This window comes from Mesorhizobium amorphae CCNWGS0123 (assembly GCF_001686985.1).
GTDB lineage: Bacteria > Pseudomonadota > Alphaproteobacteria > Rhizobiales > Rhizobiaceae > Mesorhizobium > Mesorhizobium amorphae.
In genome coordinates this window covers 3,763,922-3,786,697 of the sequence record NZ_CP015318.1, presented here as the reverse complement: position 1 = coordinate 3,786,697, position 22,776 = coordinate 3,763,922, and the positions used below count along the sequence as shown (strand labels likewise).

The 22,776-nt window shown below is 62.1% G+C and carries 19 protein-coding genes; 7 read left to right on the top strand and 12 right to left on the bottom strand.

Annotated features, from left to right (window positions below; genetic code table 11):
• The first annotated feature begins 43 nt into the window (after positions 1 to 43).
• Complete coding sequence (locus tag A6B35_RS17740; RefSeq protein WP_006206002.1) at positions 44 to 541, top strand: GFA family protein; 498 nt, start codon at positions 44 to 46, stop codon at positions 539 to 541.
• Between the two features lie 33 nt (positions 542 to 574).
• Here the strand turns inward: A6B35_RS17740 and sufA are convergent, their stop codons facing one another.
• From sufA to A6B35_RS17705, 7 genes are all read right to left on the bottom strand, one after another.
• Positions 575 to 955 (bottom strand): Fe-S cluster assembly scaffold SufA, encoded by a 381-nt coding sequence (gene sufA, locus A6B35_RS17735; protein WP_006206001.1) that lies wholly within the window; start codon positions 953 to 955, stop codon positions 575 to 577.
• Between the two features lie 102 nt (positions 956 to 1,057).
• Positions 1,058 to 1,450: an SUF system Fe-S cluster assembly protein gene (locus tag A6B35_RS17730; protein WP_040584091.1), complete on the bottom strand. Its 393-nt coding sequence runs from the start codon at positions 1,448 to 1,450 to the stop codon at positions 1,058 to 1,060.
• A gap of 5 nt (positions 1,451 to 1,455) precedes the next feature.
• Positions 1,456 to 2,697 carry a cysteine desulfurase gene (locus A6B35_RS17725; RefSeq protein WP_006205999.1) on the bottom strand — a complete coding sequence of 414 codons (1,242 nt, stop codon included), beginning with the start codon at positions 2,695 to 2,697 and terminating at the stop codon, positions 1,456 to 1,458.
• 105 nt (positions 2,698 to 2,802) lie between these two features.
• Positions 2,803 to 4,071 (bottom strand): Fe-S cluster assembly protein SufD, encoded by a 1,269-nt coding sequence (gene sufD, locus A6B35_RS17720; RefSeq protein ID WP_006205998.1) that lies wholly within the window; start codon positions 4,069 to 4,071, stop codon positions 2,803 to 2,805.
• A gap of 19 nt (positions 4,072 to 4,090) precedes the next feature.
• Complete coding sequence (gene sufC / locus A6B35_RS17715) at positions 4,091 to 4,846, bottom strand: Fe-S cluster assembly ATPase SufC (protein ID WP_006205997.1); 756 nt, start codon at positions 4,844 to 4,846, stop codon at positions 4,091 to 4,093.
• A gap of 27 nt (positions 4,847 to 4,873) precedes the next feature.
• Positions 4,874 to 6,391, bottom strand: coding sequence for a Fe-S cluster assembly protein SufB (gene sufB, locus A6B35_RS17710; protein ID WP_006205996.1), 1,518 nt, complete (start codon positions 6,389 to 6,391; stop codon positions 4,874 to 4,876).
• A 185-nt stretch (positions 6,392 to 6,576) separates the two neighbouring features.
• Positions 6,577 to 7,740, bottom strand: a complete 1,164-nt coding sequence (locus A6B35_RS17705) for a cysteine desulfurase family protein (RefSeq protein ID WP_006205995.1) — start codon at positions 7,738 to 7,740, stop codon at positions 6,577 to 6,579.
• 240 nt (positions 7,741 to 7,980) lie between these two features.
• Between A6B35_RS17705 and A6B35_RS17700 the strand changes: the two genes are divergently transcribed.
• The 6 genes from A6B35_RS17700 to A6B35_RS17675 all read left to right on the top strand — a co-directional run bounded on the left by A6B35_RS17700 (position 7,981) and on the right by A6B35_RS17675 (position 15,973).
• Positions 7,981 to 8,655, top strand: a complete 675-nt coding sequence (locus A6B35_RS17700) for an alpha/beta hydrolase (RefSeq protein WP_006205994.1) — start codon at positions 7,981 to 7,983, stop codon at positions 8,653 to 8,655.
• 12 nt (positions 8,656 to 8,667) lie between these two features.
• Complete coding sequence (locus tag A6B35_RS17695; protein ID WP_006205993.1) at positions 8,668 to 9,324, top strand: FMN-binding negative transcriptional regulator; 657 nt, start codon at positions 8,668 to 8,670, stop codon at positions 9,322 to 9,324.
• 270 nt (positions 9,325 to 9,594) lie between these two features.
• Positions 9,595 to 10,854, top strand: a complete 1,260-nt coding sequence (locus tag A6B35_RS17690; RefSeq protein WP_006205992.1) for a flavin-containing monooxygenase — start codon at positions 9,595 to 9,597, stop codon at positions 10,852 to 10,854.
• Positions 10,855 to 10,902: 48 nt separating this feature from the next.
• Positions 10,903 to 11,307 carry a hypothetical protein gene (locus A6B35_RS17685; protein WP_006205991.1) on the top strand — a complete coding sequence of 135 codons (405 nt, stop codon included), beginning with the start codon at positions 10,903 to 10,905 and terminating at the stop codon, positions 11,305 to 11,307.
• A gap of 367 nt (positions 11,308 to 11,674) precedes the next feature.
• Positions 11,675 to 13,414, top strand: coding sequence for an adenylate/guanylate cyclase domain-containing protein (locus A6B35_RS17680; protein ID WP_006205990.1), 1,740 nt, complete (start codon positions 11,675 to 11,677; stop codon positions 13,412 to 13,414).
• 354 nt (positions 13,415 to 13,768) lie between these two features.
• Complete coding sequence (locus A6B35_RS17675; protein ID WP_006205989.1) at positions 13,769 to 15,973, top strand: CHASE2 domain-containing protein; 2,205 nt, start codon at positions 13,769 to 13,771, stop codon at positions 15,971 to 15,973.
• 168 nt (positions 15,974 to 16,141) lie between these two features.
• On the opposite strand, the gene A6B35_RS17670 is transcribed toward A6B35_RS17675, so the two are convergent.
• The 5 genes from A6B35_RS17670 to A6B35_RS17650 all read right to left on the bottom strand — a co-directional run bounded on the left by A6B35_RS17670 (position 16,142) and on the right by A6B35_RS17650 (position 22,771).
• Positions 16,142 to 16,957, bottom strand: a complete 816-nt coding sequence (locus A6B35_RS17670; protein ID WP_244426117.1) for a FecR family protein — start codon at positions 16,955 to 16,957, stop codon at positions 16,142 to 16,144.
• A gap of 440 nt (positions 16,958 to 17,397) precedes the next feature.
• Positions 17,398 to 17,652 carry a hypothetical protein gene (locus tag A6B35_RS17665; protein ID WP_006205987.1) on the bottom strand — a complete coding sequence of 85 codons (255 nt, stop codon included), beginning with the start codon at positions 17,650 to 17,652 and terminating at the stop codon, positions 17,398 to 17,400.
• Positions 17,653 to 18,012: 360 nt separating this feature from the next.
• Positions 18,013 to 20,484: an adenylate/guanylate cyclase domain-containing protein gene (locus A6B35_RS17660; protein ID WP_065518316.1), complete on the bottom strand. Its 2,472-nt coding sequence runs from the start codon at positions 20,482 to 20,484 to the stop codon at positions 18,013 to 18,015.
• Between the two features lie 81 nt (positions 20,485 to 20,565).
• Positions 20,566 to 21,660 (bottom strand): branched-chain amino acid ABC transporter substrate-binding protein, encoded by a 1,095-nt coding sequence (locus A6B35_RS17655; protein WP_006204467.1) that lies wholly within the window; start codon positions 21,658 to 21,660, stop codon positions 20,566 to 20,568.
• A 259-nt stretch (positions 21,661 to 21,919) separates the two neighbouring features.
• Positions 21,920 to 22,771 carry a phosphatase PAP2 family protein gene (locus A6B35_RS17650; protein WP_006204466.1) on the bottom strand — a complete coding sequence of 284 codons (852 nt, stop codon included), beginning with the start codon at positions 22,769 to 22,771 and terminating at the stop codon, positions 21,920 to 21,922.
• Positions 22,772 to 22,776 lie beyond the last annotated feature (5 nt).

Genomic DNA, 22,776 nt, shown 5'->3' with positions numbered 1-22,776 from the left:
CCATGCTGACAAGGTTGAGGGACAAACACGTTGGAGTTCCAACATGCCGCTTCTGCTCAAAGGATCCTGCCGCTGCGATGCCGTCCGCTTCGAGGTGGAAAGCCACACGCCGGTGCCGTTCATGCTGTGCTACTGCTCGATCTGCCGCAAGCAGCAGGGCGGTGGCGGCTTCGCCATCAATCTCGGCGCCGACTACGAGACGTTGAAGATCACCGGCAAGCGCAATCTCGGCGTCTACCGGGCCGAGATCGACGATGACGAGCATCCGCAATGCGGGATCTCGACGGGCGAACGCAATTTCTGCAAAAAGTGCGGTTCGGCGCTGTGGCTCTACGACCCGACCTGGCCGGAGCTGGTGCATCCCTTCGCCTCGGCGGTCGACAGCGAGCTGCCCAGGCCGCCGGAGAAGGTGCATCTGATGCTGAAATACAAGGCGAGCTGGATCGAGCCCGAGATCGGCAAGAAGGACAAGGTGTTCGACGTCTATCCCGAGGAATCGATCGCCGACTGGCACAAGCGGACGGGGATGTGGGTGGACTAGCCTTCTTCGCCCCGTTCACGGGGCGAAGGAAAATCAGGCCGAAGCGCGCGCCTCGGCCAGCGCCTTCAAATCGGCCGGCTTAAGCTCGACAGATTCACCGCAGCCGCAGGCCGAACTCTGGTTCGGGTTGCGGAAGGTGAAGCCGGTGCGCAAGGTCGTCTGCTCGAAATCCATCTCGGTGCCGAACAGGAACAGGGCCGCCTCAGGCGCGACATAGACATGGGCGCCATCGCGCTCGATGTGGTCGTCCTTGGTGTTGGGCTCGGTCACCAGGTCGACCGTGTATTCCATGCCGGCGCAGCCGCCCTTCTTGATGCCGAGGCGAATGCCATGCGCGTTTTCTCGGGTGGCGACGATCTCGCGCACCCGGTCGGCGGCCTTTTCGGTCATCGTGATGACGGCGAAGCGTCCCATTCTTTCTCTCTCCATTCCATGCAGGTTCAAGGCCTGCCGAATGATTCTTCACCTAAAATGGTGAAGTTTTATGCTAGGCGCAAGTGCACCAACCCATTGATGCTAATACCAGCCGACCGCGACCTGCGCCTCTTCCGACATGCGGTCGGGCGACCAGGGCGGGTCGAAGGTCATGTTGACCTCGACGCCGGAAACGCCTTCGACGGCGCCGACGGCATTCTCCACCCAGCCGGGCATCTCGCCGGCCACCGGGCAGCCAGGTGCGGTCAGCGTCATGTCGATCTTGACCGAGCGGTCGTCCTCGATATCGATCTTGTAGATCAGGCCGAGTTCGTAGATGTCGGCCGGGATTTCCGGGTCGTAGACCGTCTTCAGCGCCGAGACGATGTCGTCGGTCAGCCGTGCCAGTTCGTCGGCGGGAATGGCCGAGGCGGAAACCAGCGGGTTAATGGCTGCTTCCGGCGCGGTCTCGGTGGTGTGGCTAGCGTCTTCCATGATCATCACCCGAAGAACTTGCGCGCTTTTTCCAGCGCATCGGCCAAAGCGTCGACTTCGGCCCTGGTATTATACATGCCGAACGATGCCCTGCATGTGGAGGTTACGCCAAAGCGTTTCAACAGCGGCTGGGCGCAATGCGTGCCGGCGCGAACCGCCACACCTTGTCTGTCAATCACCATCGATACGTCATGGGCATGGATACCCTGCAATTCGAACGAGATGATGGCGCCCTTGCCCGGCGCGTCGCCGAAGATGCGCAGCGAGTTGATGGCGCGCAGGCGCTCATGCGCATAGTCCTTGAGATCCGCCTCGTGCGCGGCGATGCGTTCGCGGCCGACCTTGTCCATATAGTCGAGTGCGGCGCCCAGGCCGATCGCCTGCACGATCGGCGGCGTGCCGGCCTCGAACCGGTGCGGCGGCTCGTTGTAGGTGACGATGTCTTCCGTCACTTCCTCGATCATCTCGCCGCCGCCCATGAACGGGCGCATGCGCTCGAGAATGTCCTTCTTGCCGTAGAGCACGCCGATGCCCGAGGGCCCGTAGACCTTGTGGCCGGTGAAGACGAAGAAATCGCAGTCGAGGTCCTGCACGTCGATCGGCATATGCACCGCGCTCTGGCTGCCGTCGACCAGCACCGGGATTCCCCGGGCGTGTGCGATGCGCACGATCTCCTTGATCGGCGTCACCGTGCCCAGCGCGTTAGACATCTGGGTGATGGCGACGAGCTTCGTCCTGTTCGTCAGGCGCTTTTCGAATTCCTCGATGTGGAAGACACCGAGATCGTCGACCGGCACCCAGACCAGCTTGGCGCCCTGTCGCTCACGGATGAAATGCCACGGCACGATGTTGGAGTGGTGCTCCATGATCGACAGCACGATCTCGTCGCCCTCGCCGATATTGGGCATGCCATAACCGTAAGCAACCGTGTTGATCGCCGACGTGGTGTTGGAGGTGAAGACGATGTTGTCGGTGCTCGGCGCGTTGAGGAAACGGCGCACCGTCTCGCGCGCCTTCTCATAGGCGTCGGTCGCGGCATTCGACAGGAAATGCAGGCCGCGATGGACGTTGGCGTATTCCTGGCTGTAGGCGTGCTGGATGGCGTCGAGAACCGCCTGCGGCTTCTGTGCCGAGGCGCCGTTGTCGAGATAGACCAGCGGCTTGCCGTAGACTTCCCGCGACAGGATCGGGAAATCGCGGCGGATCGCCTCGACGTCGTAGGGGATGCTTTCGACTTTTTGGTCCATTTCGAAGTCCTTGCCGTACTAGGCCGCGTTCCTTCCAACACCCCTCATCCGTCTCGGCGCTACGCGCCGATCCACCTTCTCCCACAAGGGGAGAATGTCAGGCGCTCACCCGTGCGTCAAAAACCAATCGTCGAGCCGTGCTTCCAGCGCGTCGACGATCGCCTCGTCGTCCAGTTCCTCGATCACCTCGGCAACGAACGCTTTCACGAGCAGGCCCCGGGCCGACTTCTCGTCGATGCCGCGCGCCATCAGATAGAACAGATGGTCGTGGTCGATCTCGGTGACGGTGGCGCCGTGGCCGCAGACGACGTCGTCGGCGAAGATTTCCAGCTCCGGCTTGGTCGAGAATTCGCCATCGTCCGACAGCAGCAGCGTGTTGCAGGCCATCTTGGCGTTGGTCTTCTGCGCATACTGGTGGACGTTGATGCGGCCCTGGAACACGCCGCGCGCCTTGCCGGTCACCACGTTGCGGATCACTTCCGTCGAGGTGGTGTGCGGCACGGCATGGTCGAGCACCATGGTCACGTCGGTATGGGTGTCGCCGGCCAAGAGGTTGATGCCGCGCAGTTTGAAGTCGGCGCCTTCGCCCGTCGTCCTGACCACGATCTCCTGGCGCACGAGCTTGCCGCCGGCGTTCATGACGAACAGCGTCAGCTTCGAATTCTTGCCGAGATGCGCCTTGAACTGGGCCAGGTGCGTCGCCGTGTCGGGCTGCTCCTGCACGATCAGCCAGGTCACTTCGGCGCCCTCGCCAAGCACAAGCTGGCTGACAGAGCTGACAAGCGCCGCGCCCTCACCGGTCTGGCGCTCGACGATCGTCGCCTTGGCGCCGTCGCCGACGCGCGTCAGCAGACGCACATGCGTCTGGCCTGCGGATTGCAGGTTCTGCAGTTCGAGCGGCCTGTCCAGCTCGGCACCGTCGGCGATGTCGACGAAATAGCCGTCGGCGACGAAGGCGGTGTTGAGCGCGCCGATGGCATCATCAGCGCCATAGGGGTCGAGACCGGGTGCGACGCTGCCATCGGTCAGCTTTTCCGACAGGCGCTGGACGGTTACGCCCTCGATATCGGGCAGTTTCGCGGTCGAGACACCGTCCAGCAGCGGCAGGACGGCAGAGCCTTCAATCACCGGCGCGATGGCCTTGGTTGCGGCTGCCGGATCGAAGGCCGGCACCGACGTCAGCAGACGGCGCAAATCCGTGTAATGCCAGGATTCGACGCGCCGCGTCGGCAGGCCGTGCTTGATCGCCTCGATGGCGTCGTCGCGCTTCAGCATCACCGCGCCATCGCCGGGCAGCAGCGACAGCCGCTCGCCGAAGGCGTCGATCAACGCCGTTTCGGCCGGGGTCCGCTGCGGTTGTGCGTGCATGTTCATCAATTCCGCCCCTGGTATCTCACGCGGCTTCGCCGATAACACCGGCATAGCCATTGGCCTCGAGGTCGAGCGCCAGCGACTTGTCGCCCGACTTGATGACCTGGCCCTTGTAGAGCACGTGCACGCTGTCCGGCACGATGTGCTCGAGCAGGCGCTGGTAGTGGGTGATGACGACGATGGCACGCTCCGGCGAGCGCAGCGCGTTGACGCCGTCCGAGACGATCTTCAGCGCGTCGATGTCGAGGCCGGAATCGGTCTCGTCGAGCACGCAGAGCTTCGGCTCCAAGAGCTTCATCTGCAGGATCTCGGCGCGCTTCTTCTCGCCACCGGAGAAGCCAACATTGAGCGGCCGTTTCAGCATCGCCATGTCCATGTTGAGCGAGCCGGCGGCGTCCTTCACGCGCTTCAAGAATTCCGGAATTTTTAGCGGCTCCTCGCCACGCGCCTTGCGCTGCTCGTTCATCGCCACCTTCAGGAATTCCATGGTCGCGACGCCCGGTATCTCCATCGGATATTGGAAAGCCAGGAAGATGCCTGCGGTGGCGCGCTCGGCCGGATCCATTTCGAGGATCGACTGGCCGTTGTAGAGGATGTCGCCTTCGGTGACCTCATAGTCCTCGCGACCGGCGAGGATATAGGACAGCGTCGACTTGCCCGAACCGTTCGGGCCCATGATGGCGGCGACCTCGCCGGCTTGCACCGTCAGGTTCAGGCCGCGGATGATCTCGGTGCCGTCATCGACGATGCGGGCGTGCAAATTCTTGATCTCAAGCATTCTTTTGTTTCCTGAATATCTGTCCGGTCAACCGACCGAGCCCTCAAGCGAGATTCCGATCAGCTTCTGCGCCTCGACGGCGAATTCCATCGGCAGCTGCTGGATGACGTCCTTGACGAAGCCGTTGACGATCAGTGCGATCGCCTCTTCCTCGGGGATGCCGCGCTGCATGACGTAGAATTTCTGGTCCTCGGAAATCTTCGAGGTGGTCGCCTCATGCTCGAACTGCGCCGTCGAGTTCTTGGCTTCCATGTAGGGCACGGTGTGGGCGCCGCACTGGTCGCCGATCAGCAAGCTGTCGCAATTGGTGAAGTTGCGGGCGTTGGTCGCCTTGCGGTGCGCCGAGACCTGGCCGCGATAGGTGTTCTGCGAGAAGCCGGCGGCGATGCCCTTGGAGATGATGCGGCTCGACGTGTTCTTGCCGAGATGGATCATCTTGGTGCCGCTGTCGACCTGCTGGTAGCCGTTCGACACGGCGATCGAGTAGAACTCGCCGCTGGAATCGTCGCCGCGCAGGATGCAGCTCGGATACTTCCAGGTGATGGCCGAGCCGGTCTCGACCTGCGTCCACGAAATCTTCGAGCGGTGGCCACGGCAATCGCCGCGCTTGGTGACGAAATTGTAGATGCCGCCCTTGCCCTCGGCGTCGCCGGGGTACCAGTTCTGCACCGTCGAATATTTGATCTCGGCATCGTCGAGCGCGATCAGCTCGACGACCGCGGCATGCAACTGGTTCTCGTCGCGCTGCGGCGCCGTGCAGCCTTCGAGATAGGAGACGTAAGCCCCCTCCTCGGCGATGATCAATGTGCGCTCGAACTGGCCGGTGTTCTTCTCGTTCATGCGGAAATAGGTCGACAGCTCCATCGGGCAGCGCACGCCCTTGGGCACGAAGACGAAGGAACCGTCGGTGAACACGGCCGAGTTCAGCGTGGCGTAGAAATTGTCGGTGGTCGGAACGACCGAGCCGAGATATTTCTTCACCAGTTCCGGATGCTCGCGAATGGCTTCCGAGATCGAGCAGAAGATGACACCGGCCTGCGCCAGCTCCTTCTTGAAGGTGGTGACGACAGAGACGGAATCGAACACCGCGTCGACGGCGACGCGGCCCGACTTGTAGACATTGTCGCTGGCCTCCTCGAACTCCGACACATCGGTCTTCTGCACGCCGGCGAGGATTTCCTGCTCCCTGAGCGGAATGCCGAGCTTCTCGTAGACCTTCAAGAGTTCTGGATCGACGTCGCTGAGCGAAGTCGGGCCGGGCGTGCTCTTGGGCGCGGCGTAATAGTAGATGTCCTGGAAATCGATCTTCGGATAGTTGACGCGCGCCCAGTTCGGCTCGTCCAGCGTCAGCCAGCGGCGATAGGCCTCAAGCCGCCATTCCAGCATCCAGGACGGCTCGTCCTTCTTGGCCGAGATGAAGCGAATAATGTCTTCGCTCAGGCCCTTGGGGGCCTTGTCCATCGCGATCTCTGTCTGGAATCCGTATTTATACTGGTCGACGTCGATCTTTCGGACCCGATCGATCGTGTCCTGCACAGCAGGCATAAGCGTTCTCCATCCACGCCGGGGTCAAGGCCCGACAGTTTTCAAACTATGGCATCGCCACGGCACCCTTGGGCACCCGAGGCGGCGTAAGTTCCATATAGTGCGTTCCCGCCGGGAATTCACCCGGCCACTGCGAAACGCACGGCTCTACCAGGCCCTTGCGGCCCGAATTCCTTTTGCCGCCCTCAAGCAGCTTCTTCCCTGCCCGCCCGGCGCGCGGCGATCGTTGCCAGCGCGGTCCGGAACAGTTCAATGTCCTCGTCGCTCGTTGCGTGGCCAATGGACACGCGCAAGGCGCCAAGGCTGTCGCCATAACCCATGGCCTTCAGGACATGGCTCGGACCAACCTTGCCCGACGAACAGGCCGATCCCGCCGACAGGGCGACGCCGGCCAGATCGAAGGCGATCTGCGCCGTCTCGGCCTTGATGCCGGGAATAGCGAAGAATGTCGTGTTGGCAAGCCTTGGAGCGCCAGTTCCGAAGATTTCCGCGTCATTCACCAGCGTTTTGATGATCGTTTCGACCTCATCGCGGCGGCGCGCGAGCGCATCGACGTCGTTCAGCCCCGCCAGCGCCTGCCGTGCCGCGGCGCCAAAGCCTGCGATAGCCGTCAGGTTTTCGGTGCCGCCGCGGTGGCCCTTTTCCTGGCCGCCGCCATTGACCAGCGGCTTCGGCATCATCAGGTCAGACGCCGCAACCATGGCACCGACACCCTTGGGGCCGCCGATCTTGTGCGAGGACAGGATCAGATAATCGGCGTAAGGCGCCGACATATCCAGGGAAATACGGCCAGCCGCCTGCACCGCATCGACGACGAGTATGCCGCCCGCCGCCTTGACGATCCCGGCGATGGCCTCGACGGGCTGGATGACGCCGGTCTCGTTGTTGGCGGCATGGATCGCCACCAGCGGCAGGCCGTCGGCCTTGTCATGGGTGGCAAGGGCCGCAGCCAATGCGCCGAGATCGGCGGTGCCGTTGGCGTCGACGCCGATCCGCGTCAGTTGCGCCGCCGGGAAGCGGCCGCCATTGAGCAAGCAGGGATGGTCGGCTTCGCAGACATAGAGCCGGCTCATGCGGACAGTGCCGCGCCCCATCTGCCAGTCGGGCGAAAGAAGCGTCGAGGCGGCTTCCGTCGCGCCCGAGGTGAACACGACATGCTCCGGCTTGGCGTTGACCAGCCGAGCGACGTCGCGCCTCGCGTCCTCTATCAGCCGGCGGGCGGCGCGACCCTCGGCATGGACCGACGACGGATTGGCGGCGACGTCGAGCGCGACAACCATGGCCGCGCGCGCCTCTGCAATGAGTGGCGCGCTGGCATTGTAGTCGAGATAGGCGCGAGTTGCGGCCATTTTCCTTCAATTGGTCCCGTCAAAAGCCATTCGGCGAGGATAGCGCGTTATTTCCTTGAAATCGCAAGGCAAGCCGTCCTATTTACGCGGCTTGCGGCGCGGGCGGCCTGGCCGGCAGGTTTTGGCCACCCAGTTTTGAACAATTCTAAACTAGCTTCTAAGAAGACGCTCGCCCTGCGTCAAGGCCAGAGGAAAGAGTGTTCCGGGCGCCGCGCATTCTTATGCCATGTGGAGTATTTTATGCCTGAGGTCATTTTTACCGGTCCGGCCGGCCGCCTTGAGGGTCGCTACCAGCCTTCCAAGGAAAAGAGCGCGCCGATCGCCATTGTGCTGCACCCGCATCCGCAATTCGGCGGCACGATGAACAACAAGATCGTCTACGACCTCTTCTACATGTTCCAGAAGCGCGATTTCACCACGCTTCGCTTCAATTTCCGCGGCATCGGCCGCAGCCAGGGCGAATTCGACCACGGCACCGGCGAGTTGTCGGATGCCGCGGCGGCACTCGACTGGGTGCAGTCGCTGCATCCGGATTCCAAGAGCTGCTGGGTCGCAGGCTACTCGTTCGGTTCCTGGATCGGCATGCAGCTTCTGATGCGCCGTCCCGAGATCGAGGGCTTCATCTCGATCGCGCCGCAGCCCAACACCTATGATTTTTCGTTCCTGGCGCCCTGCCCGTCGTCGGGCCTGATCATCCATGGCGATGCCGACAAGGTGGCGCCGCCCAAGGACGTGCAGGCGCTGGTCGACAAGCTGCACACGCAAAAGGGCATCACCATCACCCAGAAGACGCTGCCCGGCGCCAATCATTTCTTCGCCAATGACGCCGACCTTCTGCTGCAGGAATGCGCCGACTATCTCGACCGGCGGCTCGCCGGCGAATTGTCCGACCCGCGGCCGAAGCGCCTGAGATAGGGAGCGATCGCCATGTACCAGCCTCCGCATTTCCAGGAGACGCGGCAGGACGTCCTGCACGGGCTGGTACGGGCGCATCCGCTGGGATTGCTGATCTCCAACGGCGCCGAGGGGCCGGTCGCGAACGCGATCCCGTTCCTGCTCGACGCCGAAATTGGCACGAAGGGCAGGCTGCGCGCCCATCTGGCGAAGGCCAACCCGCAATGGCGGCAGCTGGCCGAAAATCCCGCTTCGCCGGTACTGGTCGTCTTCCAGGGCGCCGACGCCTATGTGACGCCGTCCTGGTACGAGACCAAGCGCGAGACCGGCAAGGTCGTGCCGACCTGGAACTACGCCATCGTCCAGGTGCGCGGCACGGTCAAGGTGATCGAGGACCAGGCCTGGCTGGCGCAGCAGATCGCCGAGCTGACGGCGTCGCAGGAAGGCAGCCGCGAGGCGCCCTGGGCGGTGACCGACGCGCCGGCCGGCTTCATCCAGTCGCAGATCAAGGGCATCATCGGGCTGGAGATCGAGATCACCGACATCAGCGGCAAGTGGAAGGTCAGCCAGAACCGTCCGGTCGCCGACCGCGTCGGCGTCGCCGAGGGGCTGGAGAGCGAGGCGCCGAGCGCAAGCGCGCCGGACATGGCCGAACTGGTTAGATCCTATGGCGGCATTGAACGCCAGTAGCTGAAGCCGAGGCTCTTGGGTCAAACCCAATCACTTCTGAACGACCGAGTTCGACCCGAAGCCGTACATCTTCCACGACGCGAACGGCAGCTTTGCGCCTCATCTTGCCATCGGCAACGAGCCGCTCCAGTGTCGCCCGATCACTGGGCCTGACTTACAGGCTTGCCTCGATACTCCGCATACACCGTCGTTACACTGATTTGCGGCATCAAGGGACTCCTATAAATAGGTCAGAACACTAGAGTGGCTGTTGCGGGCTTGGGGGAGCGAATGAGTGACGTCCTCGACGTGGTGGTCATAGGCGCTGGCTGGGCTGGGCTCGGCGTCAGTCACGGCCTTAGGCACTCTGGTATTTCCCACGTTGTGCTCGAGCGTGGACGAATTGGCGAAACCTGGCGGTCGCAGCGCTGGGACTCCTTTCATTTCAACATCCCAAAAGTGCTGACGGTTTTGCCAGGTGACCGCTATGAGGGCAGCGACCCGGAAGGGGCGATGACGCGTGACGAGTTCGTCAGCATGCTGGAGGGATACGCATCGCGGAACGGCTTGCCGGTGCATACCGGGGAATCGGTCACCGAGGTGGCGCCGAACGGCGCCGAGTGCTACCTCGTGCGTACGCCGATCCGGACGGTTGCGGCACGTAACGTTGTTGTCGCGAGCGGCAGCCTCAACCGACCAAGGCGGCCGGCGGCGTCGCAGCGGATCCCTCCATTCGTCCGCCAGATCGATGCGTCTGACTACCGTTCCGCCACGCCCCTCGAGCCGGGAGCGGTGCTGGTGGTCGGCAGCGGCCAGTCAGGCGGCCAGATCGCCAAGGACCTCGCCGACGCCGGCCGTCAGACCTTCTTCGCGACCAGCAAGATCGGCCGCCTCCCGCGGCGTTATCGAGGCCGAGACGTCGTTCTGTGGCTGGTTGACTGCGGTTTGATGGACATCCGCCGGAAGGACTTCGTTCTGCCGTCTGGCGCTATCCCCGGCCGCCCACTGCAAGGCGCCCTCGAAACCATCAGCCTGCAGTCGCTTAGCGCTCAGGGTGTAGTTCTGCTTGGTAGGCTGCTTAGCGCCGATGGCACTGCGCTAAGCTTTACAGGTGACGTTGCCGATAATATTCGCTTCGCCGATGAAAGCTCGGCTGAGTTGTGCCGAAAGATCGATGACTATATCGCGCGAAGTGGCATCGCGGCGCCACCGGCCAAAGACGATCCGGCCGAAGCGGTAGCACCGAAAATTCCATCGCCGCCGATCACGTCGCTCGACCTCGAGAAAAGCGGGATCTCAACCATCGTCTGGTGTACCGGCTTCGATGGCGACTTCAGTTGGGTCAGAGTACCAGGTGCGGTCGGAGAGGACCAGCAGCCATTGCAGGTGGACGGCATAGGAGCAGCGAGCGGGATCTATTTTGCCGGGCTCGATTTCGCTTCCACCCGCAAGTCAGGGACGATCCTGTCGAGCATTGATGAATCTCGCATCATAGTCGGGCACGTCCAGCAGCGGCTCAGGCAACTGTGGCAAAGTGGCGGGCCGTCCTAGCAAGCTGTCTGATGTGCGTCGCACCCATCTCGTCATGGTCGCAGATGCATGTGGACCTTCAAGAAGCGCGGCACCGGCCGGGCATTCGCCCTCGCCCTTCACATGGGCGAACGGCGCGCTGAGACAATATGGGACGCGATCGCACTGCATACCACGGCGTCGATCGGGCGGCACAAGGGTGTCGATGTCGCCTGTTGCGGGATCGGCATTGGGTGCGACTATGGCGGCTTCGGCTGCCAAGAGCTCGGCGCTGGCGACAAGGAAGCCATCCTGTCGGCTTATCCCCGGCTTCAAATGAAGGAAATGATGACGACCTGCCTATCCAATCTGGCAAGAAGTCAGCCGGATACCACACGGGACAATTTCATTGCCGACTTCGGCACGAAATACGTGCGAGGCTACGTGCGATCTTCAGCCGTCAACCTGCTCCATCACGCACCGTTTGCAGAGTAGGACGTCGGCGGGCCCGATCTCCGGATTATCGTGTCGACATCGGCGGAGAGAGAAACTGCGGATGGTCGGAAGCAGCACGTCGCAGCTAAATCCACAAACGGCGGTTTTCCGAGGCTCCGCCCTTCAATGCGGACGTTCCGCTTCCGGCTCAATGCTGCTTGGCGGCGATGCGCCTGATCTCGGTCATTCCATCGGCCAATCGCTGTCCACCAAAGGCCGAAATCGCTCGTCCAAGCGCTAACGGCTACTTCGCGCCAGAGGTGGGACTTGAGGCTCCAGCCATACTCTGCGGATTGTTCTCGGGGCCGTCTCTCTTATGAAGTCTAAGTGATAGACTATCCGGCAACGCGCCCATAGGATTTGCGTGATGACCCAGGATCGCGTTCCGCGCCGTCTCGTAGCAATCCTTGCTGCCGACGTATCAGGCTACAGCCGGCTCATGGAGCAAAACGAGGCTGGAACGCTTGATGTGCTGAGGGCGCAACGTCGCGACATCCTAAGCCCACTGATTGCCAGATACGGCGGTCGTCTGGTCAAGCTCATGGGCGACGGCATACTGATTGAATTCGGCAGCGCCGTTGATGCGGTGCAATGCGCAATTGAGCTTCAGCGCGAAACCGGGCTGGCAAACGACAAGATACCGCATGAATCGCGGATGGTTCTGCGCATTGGCATCAACGTTGGCGACGTGATCGTCGAAGGGGATGACCTCTACGGCGACGGCGTTAACATTGCTGCCCGGCTCGAGGCGCTAGGGCAGCCCGGTGACATCTGCATCGCCGGCAATGTCTACGATCAAGTCAGGAAAAAGATTGAAGCCCGATTTGACGATCTTGGCGCAATGGCTCTCAAAAACATCTCCGAGCCGGTACAGGTCTACCGGGTCAAGGCACAGACGCAGACTGCAATACTCAGCGACGATTCGTGGAACCTGCAGCTGCCGTCAAAGCCGTCCATCGCAGTCCTGCCATTCACAAACATGAGTGGCGAAACCGATCAGGATATGTTTGCCGACGGGCTGACCGAGGATCTCATTACAGACCTCTCGCGCAACACAGGTCTGTTCGTGATCGCCCGACACTCGACTTTCGCATACAAGGGAAAGTCAATCGACGTTCGGTTGATCGCACGCGATCTTGGAGTGCGGTATATTCTGGAGGGCAGCGCTCGACGCTCCGCGGGCCGGGTACGGGTCAACGTTCAGTTGATCGATGCAACCGAAGGAGGTCACCTGTGGGCCGAACGGTTTGACAGGGGGCTTGAGGATATTTTCGCTGTCCAGGATGAAGTGACGGGGCGCATCGTCCAGGAACTCGCGGGGCGTCTCGCTCCACGGCCTGAACGAAACCGACCAAAGGATATTTTGGCCTACGACCTCTGTGTTCGAGCCAGAAGCCTGATTGAGTTCAATGCCGGATCTCCGGCAGCCCGCGAGGCAAGTTTGATCGCCTGGCAGGCCACTGTTGTCGATCCCGGTTATGCCGAGGCCTATCGATTGCTAGCATTCGCGCTCTGGCAAGCGTGGGCATTCGCGATCGAGCCGAAAGAGCCATCGAGATCGATTGCGCTGGAGATGGCTTCCCGAGCCGTGCAACTCGATCCGGATGACGCCGCAAACCGATGGGTGCTCGGTTATCTTCTTGCACATGAGGGAAAATGGGTTGAATCCCAATCGGAATTCTCGGCTGCTCTAGCAATTGATCCGAACCACGCCGACGCTCTGGTCCTCTACTCTGAGACACTTTCTTTCGACGGTCGTCCTCTTGAGGCTATAGACCTTTTGAAGCGCGCTCTGCGTGTCAATCCGCATCCAGCAGCCTGGTACTACTGGGAGTATGGTTTGGCTTACTACGCCGCACGCCAGTACGAGCTCGCATTGGAGATGCTGACTGACCCCTCGACCTACGCAACTGCCTCCCGACGCGTTTTAGCAGCAACCCTTGCGCAACTTGGGAGAACGGAAGAGGCGAAGCGCGAGGCAGCGCAGTTCATGGCCGAGAACCCAAAGTTCACCATTAGCCACTGGGCGGCGAGCCAGCCTGCACGTGACGAGACAATCGTGCAGCATTTCGTCGAGGGGTATCGCAAGGCCGGACTCGCCGAATAGGTATGCTCGGCCCAATCAGCAGTCCTTGTATCCATTCGAGCGTGCGGAATTGGGTCACCTCACGACATCGGACATTGGAAGTTCAACGTCCGCTATCGTTGTTGCCTCCGCCACAAGCTGGTTCGTTTCGGTTTCAGCAGCGAAGTGATAGCCAGCATCCAGGATGACAGGCGCTGCGCCATGCCGTTGGTGTGCCGCACCAGCGCTAGAACTGCGCTACTCCTTTGGGCGGTAAGGTTGGCGATTGCGCATTTGCCGGGAACAATGCAGCCTAGCCTTGAGGCTCGAAAAGCTACTTCCCGGAGCGGGTACCATGCAGGAAGGATGCGCGGCACAGCAACTGGTGCAGAAATCATGACACGCGCCCAGCTGGCCGGCGTCATCCTGGGCTTGTCGCTGGTAGCGGCGCTTACCATTGTCCGGGCGAGTGACCCGCAGCCGTTGAGACTCGCCCGCGAAGCGACGTTCGACCAATATCAGAGGCTGGCACCTCGCAGCTTCGAGGCGATGCCCGTCCGCGTGGTCGACATCGACGAGGCCTCATTGCAGCAATTCGGGCAGTGGCCGTGGCCCAGGCATCGCATGGCGGCTCTGGTCGAGAAACTGACGGAGCTTGGTGCGGCGGCCATCGCGTTCGACATCCTTTTCGCCGAGCCCGATCGTCTGTCGCCTCGCAATGTTGTCCGCGACGTGCCAGGCATCGATCCTGCCCTGCTCGACCGCCTGCCCGACAACGACGAAATCTTCGCCCGATCGATCGCCGGCAAGCCAGTTGTCCTGGGTTACGGCATCTCCAACGAAGGGAACTATCGGCCGCGAATGAAGGCTGGCATTGCGTTTACGGGCGAGAGCCCGGTCGATGCTCCTCCCCATATCAGGGCAGCCACACCGCTGCGGCCGCAGCTTGAGGCCAATGCCGCCGGCATCGGACATATCAGCCTCAATCCGGGCAGATCGACCGCTGTGGTGAGGACAGCTCCACTCTTTCTCACTGATGGCGAGCAGCTTTATCCGGATCTTGCCCTCGAAGCCATGAGGGTAGCGCAAGGCGCCTCCACCTATCTCATTGCCGGCGTGCCGGATCGGCAGGGCATAATGAGCTCCGTCAAGATCGGCGACTTCGTTATCCCGGTGACCTCGGCCGGCGAACTCTGGCTCTATGTCAGTCCCGACAGGGCGGAACGGTATGTTTCGGCTAAGGACGTGCTCGCACCCGGCGGCGTCTCGCCCGAAACAAGGGCCGCGATCGAGGGCAGCATCGTGTTTGTCGGCACTTCCGCCGCCGGGCTGCAGGATATTCGTGTCACGGCACTCGGTGAGAACGTGCCGGGCGTCTCGCTCCACGCGCAGATGGTTGAACAGGTACTGTCCGGCCACTATCTGTCGCGGCCCGACTGGGCAAACGGGCTGGAGATCGCGTTGATCGCGATGCTGGGCAGCCTTCTGGTGATTCTCACGATTTTCGTAAGCCCCGCGATTGCGCTCGCCTGCGGCCTGGCGATCACGGGCATGGCGCTCGTCGCATCATGGCTTGCCTTTTCGCTTGCGGGACTGCTGTTCGACCCGTTTGCACCGATCGTCATGGGCTCGATCACGCATTTCGCGACAACCTCTTTCCGCTTCCTGGTGACTGACCGGGAGCGGCGCGCGATCCGGCGGGCCTTCGGCCAATATTTGTCGCCATCGCTCCTCTACCGCATCGAGCACACGCGCAACGCACTTCGTCTTGGCGGAGACGACCGCGAGCTGACCATGATGTTTGTCGATGTGCGAAACTTCACCGAGATCAGCGAAAGACTGCCGCCCACCGCTGTCGTGCGGTTTCTGAATACGCTTCTCGACGCGCTCAGCCGTCATGTCACCGCCAATGAAGGCACACTCGACAAGTTCATCGGCGATTCGATCATGGCCTTCTGGAATGCCCCGGTCGATGTCACCGATCATCCCGCCAAGGCCGTTCGCGCGGCATTGGCCATGCGCGAGACGATTGCTCGCCTCAACGAAAGCGATGCATTCGGATTCGGGGCCGGCCAGACGGTTCGCATCGGTATCGGAATCCATACCGGTGTCGCCTGCGTCGGAAACATGGGCGCGGAGTCGCGATTCAACTATTCGGCCGTTGGCGACGTGGTGAACGTCGCAGCGCGTATCGAGACAGCGTGCAAGACGGTGAATTTCGACATCCTCGCGTCCGACGACACAGTACGATCGCTGGCAGGCTGGGCCTTGCTCGATGCGGGATCGCTGGAGCTCAAGGGAAAGAGCGCGAGGACGAGAATCAATGCCGTCGTCGGCGATGAAAGTGTTGCGTCGTCGCCGGATTTTGCGGAATTGCGCCTTCTCCACGGCAAGCTCGTCGAGGCGTTGCATTCGCGCTCGCCAGGCAGCCGAAAGATCATCGCGGCGGCCAAAGCCAAGGCCGCGGGCCTGCCGGCAGGCTTGCAGGACTTCTATGGTCGGATTTCGCGCAGAGCGGATGATTTTCTTGCCAAACGGGCCGGAGCGGCGGCGGAAGCGAATGCCGGCTATGCGGAGCAACAATTCGGCTCCGGTTCCTGACCTGCATTCATACAGGCCAGTCGACCGCGGGACTCGCTGCTGTTCAAGGGCAATGATTTCGTCCACACCGACATAGGAGCGCGTTAGCCCTGACCGGCCAGCGAAGTCGAATACCGGACGCGCCAAGGAAAAGAACGGCTATCTGTTGCCGTTGCCACCGCCCTTGCCCTATCCGTGGCGAGGACCGTTGGATTTTCCGGGATTGCTGGGATCGTGCTTACCCGGATCATTTCCATGGCCGTTGTTGCCGTCATCCGTGACGCCAGGCGTTGGCGGGTCCGGCGGGCTCGGCGGATCGGGCGTGCCCGGACTGGGTGGACTGGGCGCCGGTGAGTTGCGCTGTTGCGGCCGCGCCTCATGCTCCTGCTGAATGGCGGCCGCAAGCCCGCAATTTCCGCCGATTCCGTCAAGGCCTCCCGAAAGCTTCTGATTGCCGGTCAGAAACGGCAATGCCCGCGAGGTGCCGAGTGCGGCGAGCACAGATCGATTGACCTTGGTAACGTCGCTCATTGCGCCTGATGGCGTCGCGACCACACAATCGCAGCGCCGCTTCAGTTCCCTGCATCCGCCGCCGCCGCAGAATCGGGCCGACCCCTTCAGGAGCACGACGGCGGTTTTGCCGTTTGGTGCGACGTGGACATCGAATGCTGTTCCCCGCACGCCTATCGTGCCTGCGGGCGTCACGATCTGGTAGGCGGACGAAGGCGAGCTTCCGCTTATCCAGCGAAACGTTCCCTTGGCGGCGCGGATGGTAAGCTTCTTCACCGAATTCTCATTGTCGAAGACGTACTTGTCGATGACGACGGAAGAACCCCACCCTACCGCCAGCTTGGTGCCATCCAGGAACACGAATTGGCCAAGCCCGGTATTGGATGTCCTGATACGTTCGTCCTGATGAACGGGTGCCCTGACCACCAGCGGTCCGGTTGCGCCGGTAACGGCAGTCTTGATCACGACTGCCTGGCCCACTGCTTCGGCGGCCATTATCGGCGTCGCATTGTTGAGCGTCGCGGCAAGCACGACAATAGCAGCCCACCTCAAGGACGGCATGGCATCCTCCTGCAATGGCTTTATTAGCACATGCGCAAAAGGCTGTCCTTACGGGAGGGCATACATCATTTGGAGTAGGACATAGCTCGTTCGCTCAGGCGACGCTCGAAGGATCGCACGACGCGAACGGCAGCTTTGCGCCGTCCGCCGATCCCCTCGCCAATCCTGGAAGCTGCCGTACGTTCATCTTCGCCAGATGTTGCACTCGGCAACTGACATGGACATTTCCACCGACAGCTTTGGCAAGGTCGGCGATGATAGCTGCCTATAGCGAGGCCCGCCGAATGCGGATTTGGTTGCGCTCTGGCGGCAAGATCATGCCGCCGATTGGGCGCAGATGATCCGTAAGGACGAGGCGACCCTCGCTAACGTAATTATGTCATTCTCCGAACGACCCAGAGCGACCGACCCGCATGAGCGATTCCGGACACGAGTCGAAGGCGAGGATCATCTTTGAGCCGGTCAGCCTCAACCACCTCAAGAAGCAGGATCCGCTGATCGGTCTCGTTTGCGTTCGGCGTAATCCAGCAGCGCCCATCGTCGCAGCAAAGCCCTGCTTCCGGATGCTCCTGGAGGTACTCAATCGCATATTCGGCGTCCACTTTTCTCGGTCCGGCGTCCTCGGACATTTGCTCTTCTCCTCCGTCTGCGATCGGCTAGGAACTATACTTGATTATGGCGGTGCGCGGTGCCATCGCTTGAGCGCCTAAGAAGAGCCGGGCAGACGGTCGCGTCGGAGCTGCGGACGCGCCTACAGGTTCAAAGACTGCCCCTCGCAGCCGAGATGGTCGCACCATCTCCAGACCTTGCGAGTCCCCCGGCAAACGTTCGACTCCCTTGCGGACGATGCCGATGCTTCGGGAGGAAAGTCCGCCGCCAGGCGGTCCATGGATCTGACCGGCGTCACCCGCGGGCTTTCTCAGTCGCGCGAAGCGGCGTCCCCATCCTACTCCTTGCGTCCATTGGGAGGGCCCGCTGTGAACCAAGCCCTACTGCCCGGGCTTGTGGGAAAGCCGATCCAGCGCGTCTCGAAGCGCAGTGGCGGCACCGCCACGCTCGTCAGCGGACATCAGCTCCGGTTCAAGTTCCAGCCTGAAGTGCGGCAACTCGGTTCGAACGCCGCGACAAGCGTCCGCTAGATTGGCCTTCAGATCGATGACGCGGTAGGTGGCGACGGGATAGGCGATCCCCTTGACCTGGACGTGCCCCATCTCCTCACAGTCAATCGTGTCCTTCACTTGCGCAAACGTCTCGTAGGAAATGATGATAGCCCCCGGTGCCGCCTCCTGTTCCAGGCGCGAGGCGAGATTTACGGCGCCGCCGATTATCGTGTAGTCCATCCGGTCCTCGCTGCCGAAGTTACCGACGGTGCAGTAGTCGGTATGGATGCCGATGCGGCAGCGCAGCGGTGTTTCGATCCCCATGTCCCGCCAGACTTCGGTAAGCTCGCTGATCCGTTTTTGCATGGCAAGCGCCATCTGTACGCAAGCCAGCGCGTCCTCCTTGACGCCGCGCGTCTCAGGGTCGCCGAAAAACATCAGGATCGCGTCGCCGACGTACTTGTCGATCGTGGCACCATGATCCGACGCGATTTTCGACATTTCCGTCAGGTAGTGATTGAGGAGCTGGGTGAGATCTTCGGACTCCATCTTGTCGGTGGTCTCGGTAAAGCCGGCGATGTCGGAGAAGCATATGGTCAGCTTCTTGCGCTGACTGGCGATTCTAACGTCTTGGCGGCCGGTGAATATCGAGCTGTACACCTGGGGCGCCAAATATTTGGCCAGTTTGCTGGAAAGCGCCTCTAGGGCCGTGGACTTCTCGGCGAGGTTCTCCTCCCTTTGCTTCAGCTCGGTGATGTCCGAATAGACGGCGACCGTGCCGCCGGCGCTGATCCGCCGCTCGCTTATCATGATCCATCGTCCGTCGCCCCGCCGCTGCACCCATGGTTCGCCAGGGTTGCGGTGCAGCCACAGGCGCTCGGCAACCCACTCATCGACCCGCCCCTCGGCATCCCTGATGTAGCCGCGTTCGGCGGATCGGCGAATGATCTCCTCGAATGCTGTGCCAGGGGTTAGCTCGGCCTCCAGACCGGCGTATAGCAGTTCGCGGTAGCGGCTGTTGCTAAGGACAAGCCTGTCCTCTCTGTCATAGAGTGCGAAACCTTCGGAGATGCTTTCGATGGCATCGACCAGCCGCTGGCGCGCTTCTTCAACGTCGCGCAGGTTCTTTTCCTCGACCTCGACAGCAGTATCCCGGAAGAGGCTCAGCGCCTCGGCCATGCGCCCGATTTCGTCGCTGCCCGCGGCCGGCAGCGGCGCACGAAGATCGCCGCCCGCGATCGCCAGCATGCCCTGGCTCACCGCTCCCAGACGGGCGAGAAGGCTGCGGTCGACATAGAGCCAGACGACCAGAACCGAACTCAGGAGGCTGAGGAAGGCGGAGCCGAGCACAACCGCGGTGCCGTAGCGCTGGACGAGCGCGGCTTCGCGACCGGACGCAGCGATCTCCTGGTCTGCCGTAGCGACGAGGCGATCGACGCCAGCGGTGAGATTGCGCGACAGTCGATTGTTCTCGGCGAGAAGCCTTTCGCCCTGTGCCAGGACAGCAAACTCGTCCTCCCGCGCCTTGGGGATGCTGTCCTCGCCGTCGGTCAAACCCTTGAATTCGTCGACACGCTGCCGGAAGCGGGTCCGCAGCTTTTCGTCGATCTCCATGGAAGCCTTTTCAAGAGCAGTGAGCGAACGGCGTAGCGGAAAAAGGATCAACGCCAGATCGCCCGGCGTCGGCGCGTTCGCGACCTTCACCAGCGCGTCGTTGACCGCCGAGATCTCCCGCTGCGCCTTCTGCTGGGGGATGTAGGCCGCAATCGCCTGGACCAGGTCGGCCATCGCCGCTGCGCGTCGATCGGGCGACAGCGACGTGTCGGCCGCGACCGCCCGCCATTGCGGGAGTCTGGAATCCATGACCAGGATGCCGGTGGCGACAAGGCGCTGGCTTCCGGTCGTCGTCGCGGCGAGGCGGTTCAGGAGCTCCTCCTTGCGGGCGACCACGTCGAGCCGGGCGACAACAAGAGAGTCGAGCTCCTTCAGGTTGCGCCTCAGAACAATCGCGGCTTCCTCGATCTCGGCCAAAGGCACTGTGCCTAACGTGGCATCCCGTAGGTCCGTGCGCAGGGCCTCGAGGCGGGACATCTCGAGCGCGACGGCAGCCGAGACCTCGTTGTGCTGAGCCCTGCTAGTCGCTGCCAGCACCGATGGCGCGGCAGCAGCGACCCGTTCGGCCTGGCGCGACAGCTGGAGGGAGGCGAGCGCCGACGGCACTCGATCCGTGGTAATTCGGTCGACGACGTCGCCAACCTGGAGGAAAGCATAAAGCGCCGCAACGGTTGCCAGCACCGCAAGGGCGCTGATCCCGAAAAAGGCGAGCAACAGCCGGCCGCGTATGCCGAGGCGTTCAAGCATCTCGGCGAGTCGGAACAGTCCGGCCACACTGGTCTGCATCAGACTAGACGTCTCAGCCGGCACGCCGGCGATCAGCGAACCCTATTCAACCGGCACGTACTCTCCGCCGCGCCAGACGTACCAAGCCCAGTTTTGGGTCGTGAGGTCGCCCTTGTCGTCAAAGTCGATACGGCCCAACACAGTATCAAATTGATTGCCGCGCAGCGACGCAATCACAGCTTGGAGCTTTAGTGAGCCGGCCTTCTCCACCGCCTGCGACCAGGCCTGGACGGCGGCGTAGCTGAACAGCGTGTAGCCTGCGGGCTCGAAGTTTTCAGCCCGGAACCGCTCGACGACTGAGGCCGCTTCGGGATTTCGGCGAGCATCCGCCGGGAACGTGAAGATGGTCCCCTCGGCCGCGGGGCCGGCGATCAAAGCAAATTCCTCGGTCGCCATGCCATCGCCTGAGACGAGCTGAACCGTATAGCCGCGGTCGCGTGCGGCGCGAACCATGAGTGCGACCTCGGCATGATATCCGCCGACATATGCCACGGCGATATTCGCAGCCTTTAGCGAAGCGATCTCGGCCGAATAATCGTTCTTGGCGGGGGTGTACTCCTCGTAGATCGCTTCGACTACGCCGCGCTTGTTCAGCTGTTTTCGAGTCTCGTCGGCAAGACCCCTTCCATAGGTGGTGCCGTCGTGAAGGATCGCAATCCTTTTGTCGCTCCAATTTTCGGCCAGGTAGTTGCCGGCCACGATCCCCTGCGCGTCGTCGCGACCAATGACGCGAAAAACGTTGGCGCGGCCTTGTTCAGTCAACAGGGGATTGGTCGATCCTGGTGAAATCTGCAAAACGCCCGCCGCCTCGTACACCTTCGATGCTGGGATCGAGGCTCCAGAGCAGTAGTGCCCTACGACAAGCACCACACCGTCACCCACCAGCTTCTGGGCTGCGGCGACCGCTTGCTCGGGATCACAGAAGTCGTCGGCCGTGATGAGTCGCATCTGCTGGCCGAGTACGCCACCCTTTGCATTGATGTCGGCCACGGCCATCTCTGCGCCACGCTGCCCCTGCTCGCCGAACCAGGCGAGCCGTCCCGTCAGCGCGGATGAAACCCCTATCAGCACCTCCGCCCGCGCGGAACTGAACACGGCCACCAGAACTAAGATCGCTATGGCGATGACACGGTGCATGTGCGCACCCCCTTGTGGACATTAGCTTACGCTAATCCCGTCAGAGCCGACAGCCCCTTCGGCAAGCGCGAGTGTCTCGGATGTCATTACAGTGCAATTGGCGAAGCGGTTCTTCACTTGAATGGCGTGTCATAACTTCGTTCGCTGAGGTCGGAATCGCGCGCCAAATCCAGACATTCCACTGGCCGGAGTGGACATCTTGACCAGGTCAAGGTCATGACGATGCCAACGCCGAGCATAATGTCCGCTCTTGAAGACCCTAAGGCCGGTCCGCGGCGACGCGATCTTCGCCCTGTCTGGACGCCACTCTTCTGTTCCCAGTCCCGCCGTAGCCCGCGAGCCGAAAGGTCGTCTTGCGGACGGGCAACTTCGCCGACGACCGGCGGAAGATGAAGCCGAGCCGGGCAAAGAGAAGCCCGCAAAGGATCGCACTGGCGCAGCCGAGGCCGAAGCCGGCGACGGTGTCGCTGGGATAATGCGCGCCGACGAAAACCCTCGTCGACGCGATACATGCAGTGATCGCCAGCGCGATGTACCAGCGTCTCGGAAACAACAGCAGCGCGACGCCGAAGACGGCGCCCATGGTGGTGGCGTGGCCGGATGGAAAGCCGGCAAAGCGCGCATCAAAAGCGAAAGGATGCAGCGACAACACCCCGAAATCGTCGAAATAGCGCGGACGCGCCCGCCCGATGCCGTATTTCAGCAGATTGACGGCGATGCCCGACAGGCCGACCGCGCCGAGCACCAGAAAGGCAAAGCAGGTCCAGTTGTAGACGAGCATCCGCGCGCGCCGCGAAAGGCCTCGCCAGTCGGTGAGGTTGGCGGCGACAAGGCAGAGTGCGGCCGGAATAAGGTACCAGCCGCCCAGGCCGAAATCGGTGAAAAACTCGGTGAAGCGCGCAAGACCGGGAGGCCATTCCCCCCAACGCGTCCCGGCTGCGTGGTCAAGGCGAAAGAAGACCGCTGCCGTGAGCATGATCCAGGCGAGCAGCCAGACCGGCCAGGCTATGCGCGGATAGTCGGGTTTGCGCACGGCAAAGCGCCTTCGCACGATCCGCATCGTGTCGAGGAAGTTGCCGAGAGACCGGCGGAACACCGCAGGCGGGGTCATCGTCG

Coding starts and splice junctions, on each gene's coding strand:
- A6B35_RS17740 (WP_006206002.1), top strand. CDS start 44: ATGCCGCTTCTGCTCAAAGGATCCTGCCGCTGCGATGCCGTCCGCTTC.
- sufA (WP_006206001.1), bottom strand. CDS start 955: ATGGGACGCTTCGCCGTCATCACGATGACCGAAAAGGCCGCCGACCGG.
- A6B35_RS17730 (WP_040584091.1), bottom strand. CDS start 1,450: ATGGAAGACGCTAGCCACACCACCGAGACCGCGCCGGAAGCAGCCATT.
- A6B35_RS17725 (WP_006205999.1), bottom strand. CDS start 2,697: ATGGACCAAAAAGTCGAAAGCATCCCCTACGACGTCGAGGCGATCCGC.
- sufD (WP_006205998.1), bottom strand. CDS start 4,071: ATGAACATGCACGCACAACCGCAGCGGACCCCGGCCGAAACGGCGTTG.
- sufC (WP_006205997.1), bottom strand. CDS start 4,846: ATGCTTGAGATCAAGAATTTGCACGCCCGCATCGTCGATGACGGCACC.
- sufB (WP_006205996.1), bottom strand. CDS start 6,391: ATGCCTGCTGTGCAGGACACGATCGATCGGGTCCGAAAGATCGACGTC.
- A6B35_RS17705 (WP_006205995.1), bottom strand. CDS start 7,740: ATGGCCGCAACTCGCGCCTATCTCGACTACAATGCCAGCGCGCCACTC.
- A6B35_RS17700 (WP_006205994.1), top strand. CDS start 7,981: ATGCCTGAGGTCATTTTTACCGGTCCGGCCGGCCGCCTTGAGGGTCGC.
- A6B35_RS17695 (WP_006205993.1), top strand. CDS start 8,668: ATGTACCAGCCTCCGCATTTCCAGGAGACGCGGCAGGACGTCCTGCAC.
- A6B35_RS17690 (WP_006205992.1), top strand. CDS start 9,595: ATGAGTGACGTCCTCGACGTGGTGGTCATAGGCGCTGGCTGGGCTGGG.
- A6B35_RS17685 (WP_006205991.1), top strand. CDS start 10,903: ATGTGGACCTTCAAGAAGCGCGGCACCGGCCGGGCATTCGCCCTCGCC.
- A6B35_RS17680 (WP_006205990.1), top strand. CDS start 11,675: ATGACCCAGGATCGCGTTCCGCGCCGTCTCGTAGCAATCCTTGCTGCC.
- A6B35_RS17675 (WP_006205989.1), top strand. CDS start 13,769: ATGACACGCGCCCAGCTGGCCGGCGTCATCCTGGGCTTGTCGCTGGTA.
- A6B35_RS17670 (WP_244426117.1), bottom strand. CDS start 16,957: ATGGCCGCCGAAGCAGTGGGCCAGGCAGTCGTGATCAAGACTGCCGTT.
- A6B35_RS17665 (WP_006205987.1), bottom strand. CDS start 17,652: ATGTCCGAGGACGCCGGACCGAGAAAAGTGGACGCCGAATATGCGATT.
- A6B35_RS17660 (WP_065518316.1), bottom strand. CDS start 20,484: ATGCTTGAACGCCTCGGCATACGCGGCCGGCTGTTGCTCGCCTTTTTC.
- A6B35_RS17655 (WP_006204467.1), bottom strand. CDS start 21,660: ATGCACCGTGTCATCGCCATAGCGATCTTAGTTCTGGTGGCCGTGTTC.
- A6B35_RS17650 (WP_006204466.1), bottom strand. CDS start 22,771: ATGACCCCGCCTGCGGTGTTCCGCCGGTCTCTCGGCAACTTCCTCGAC.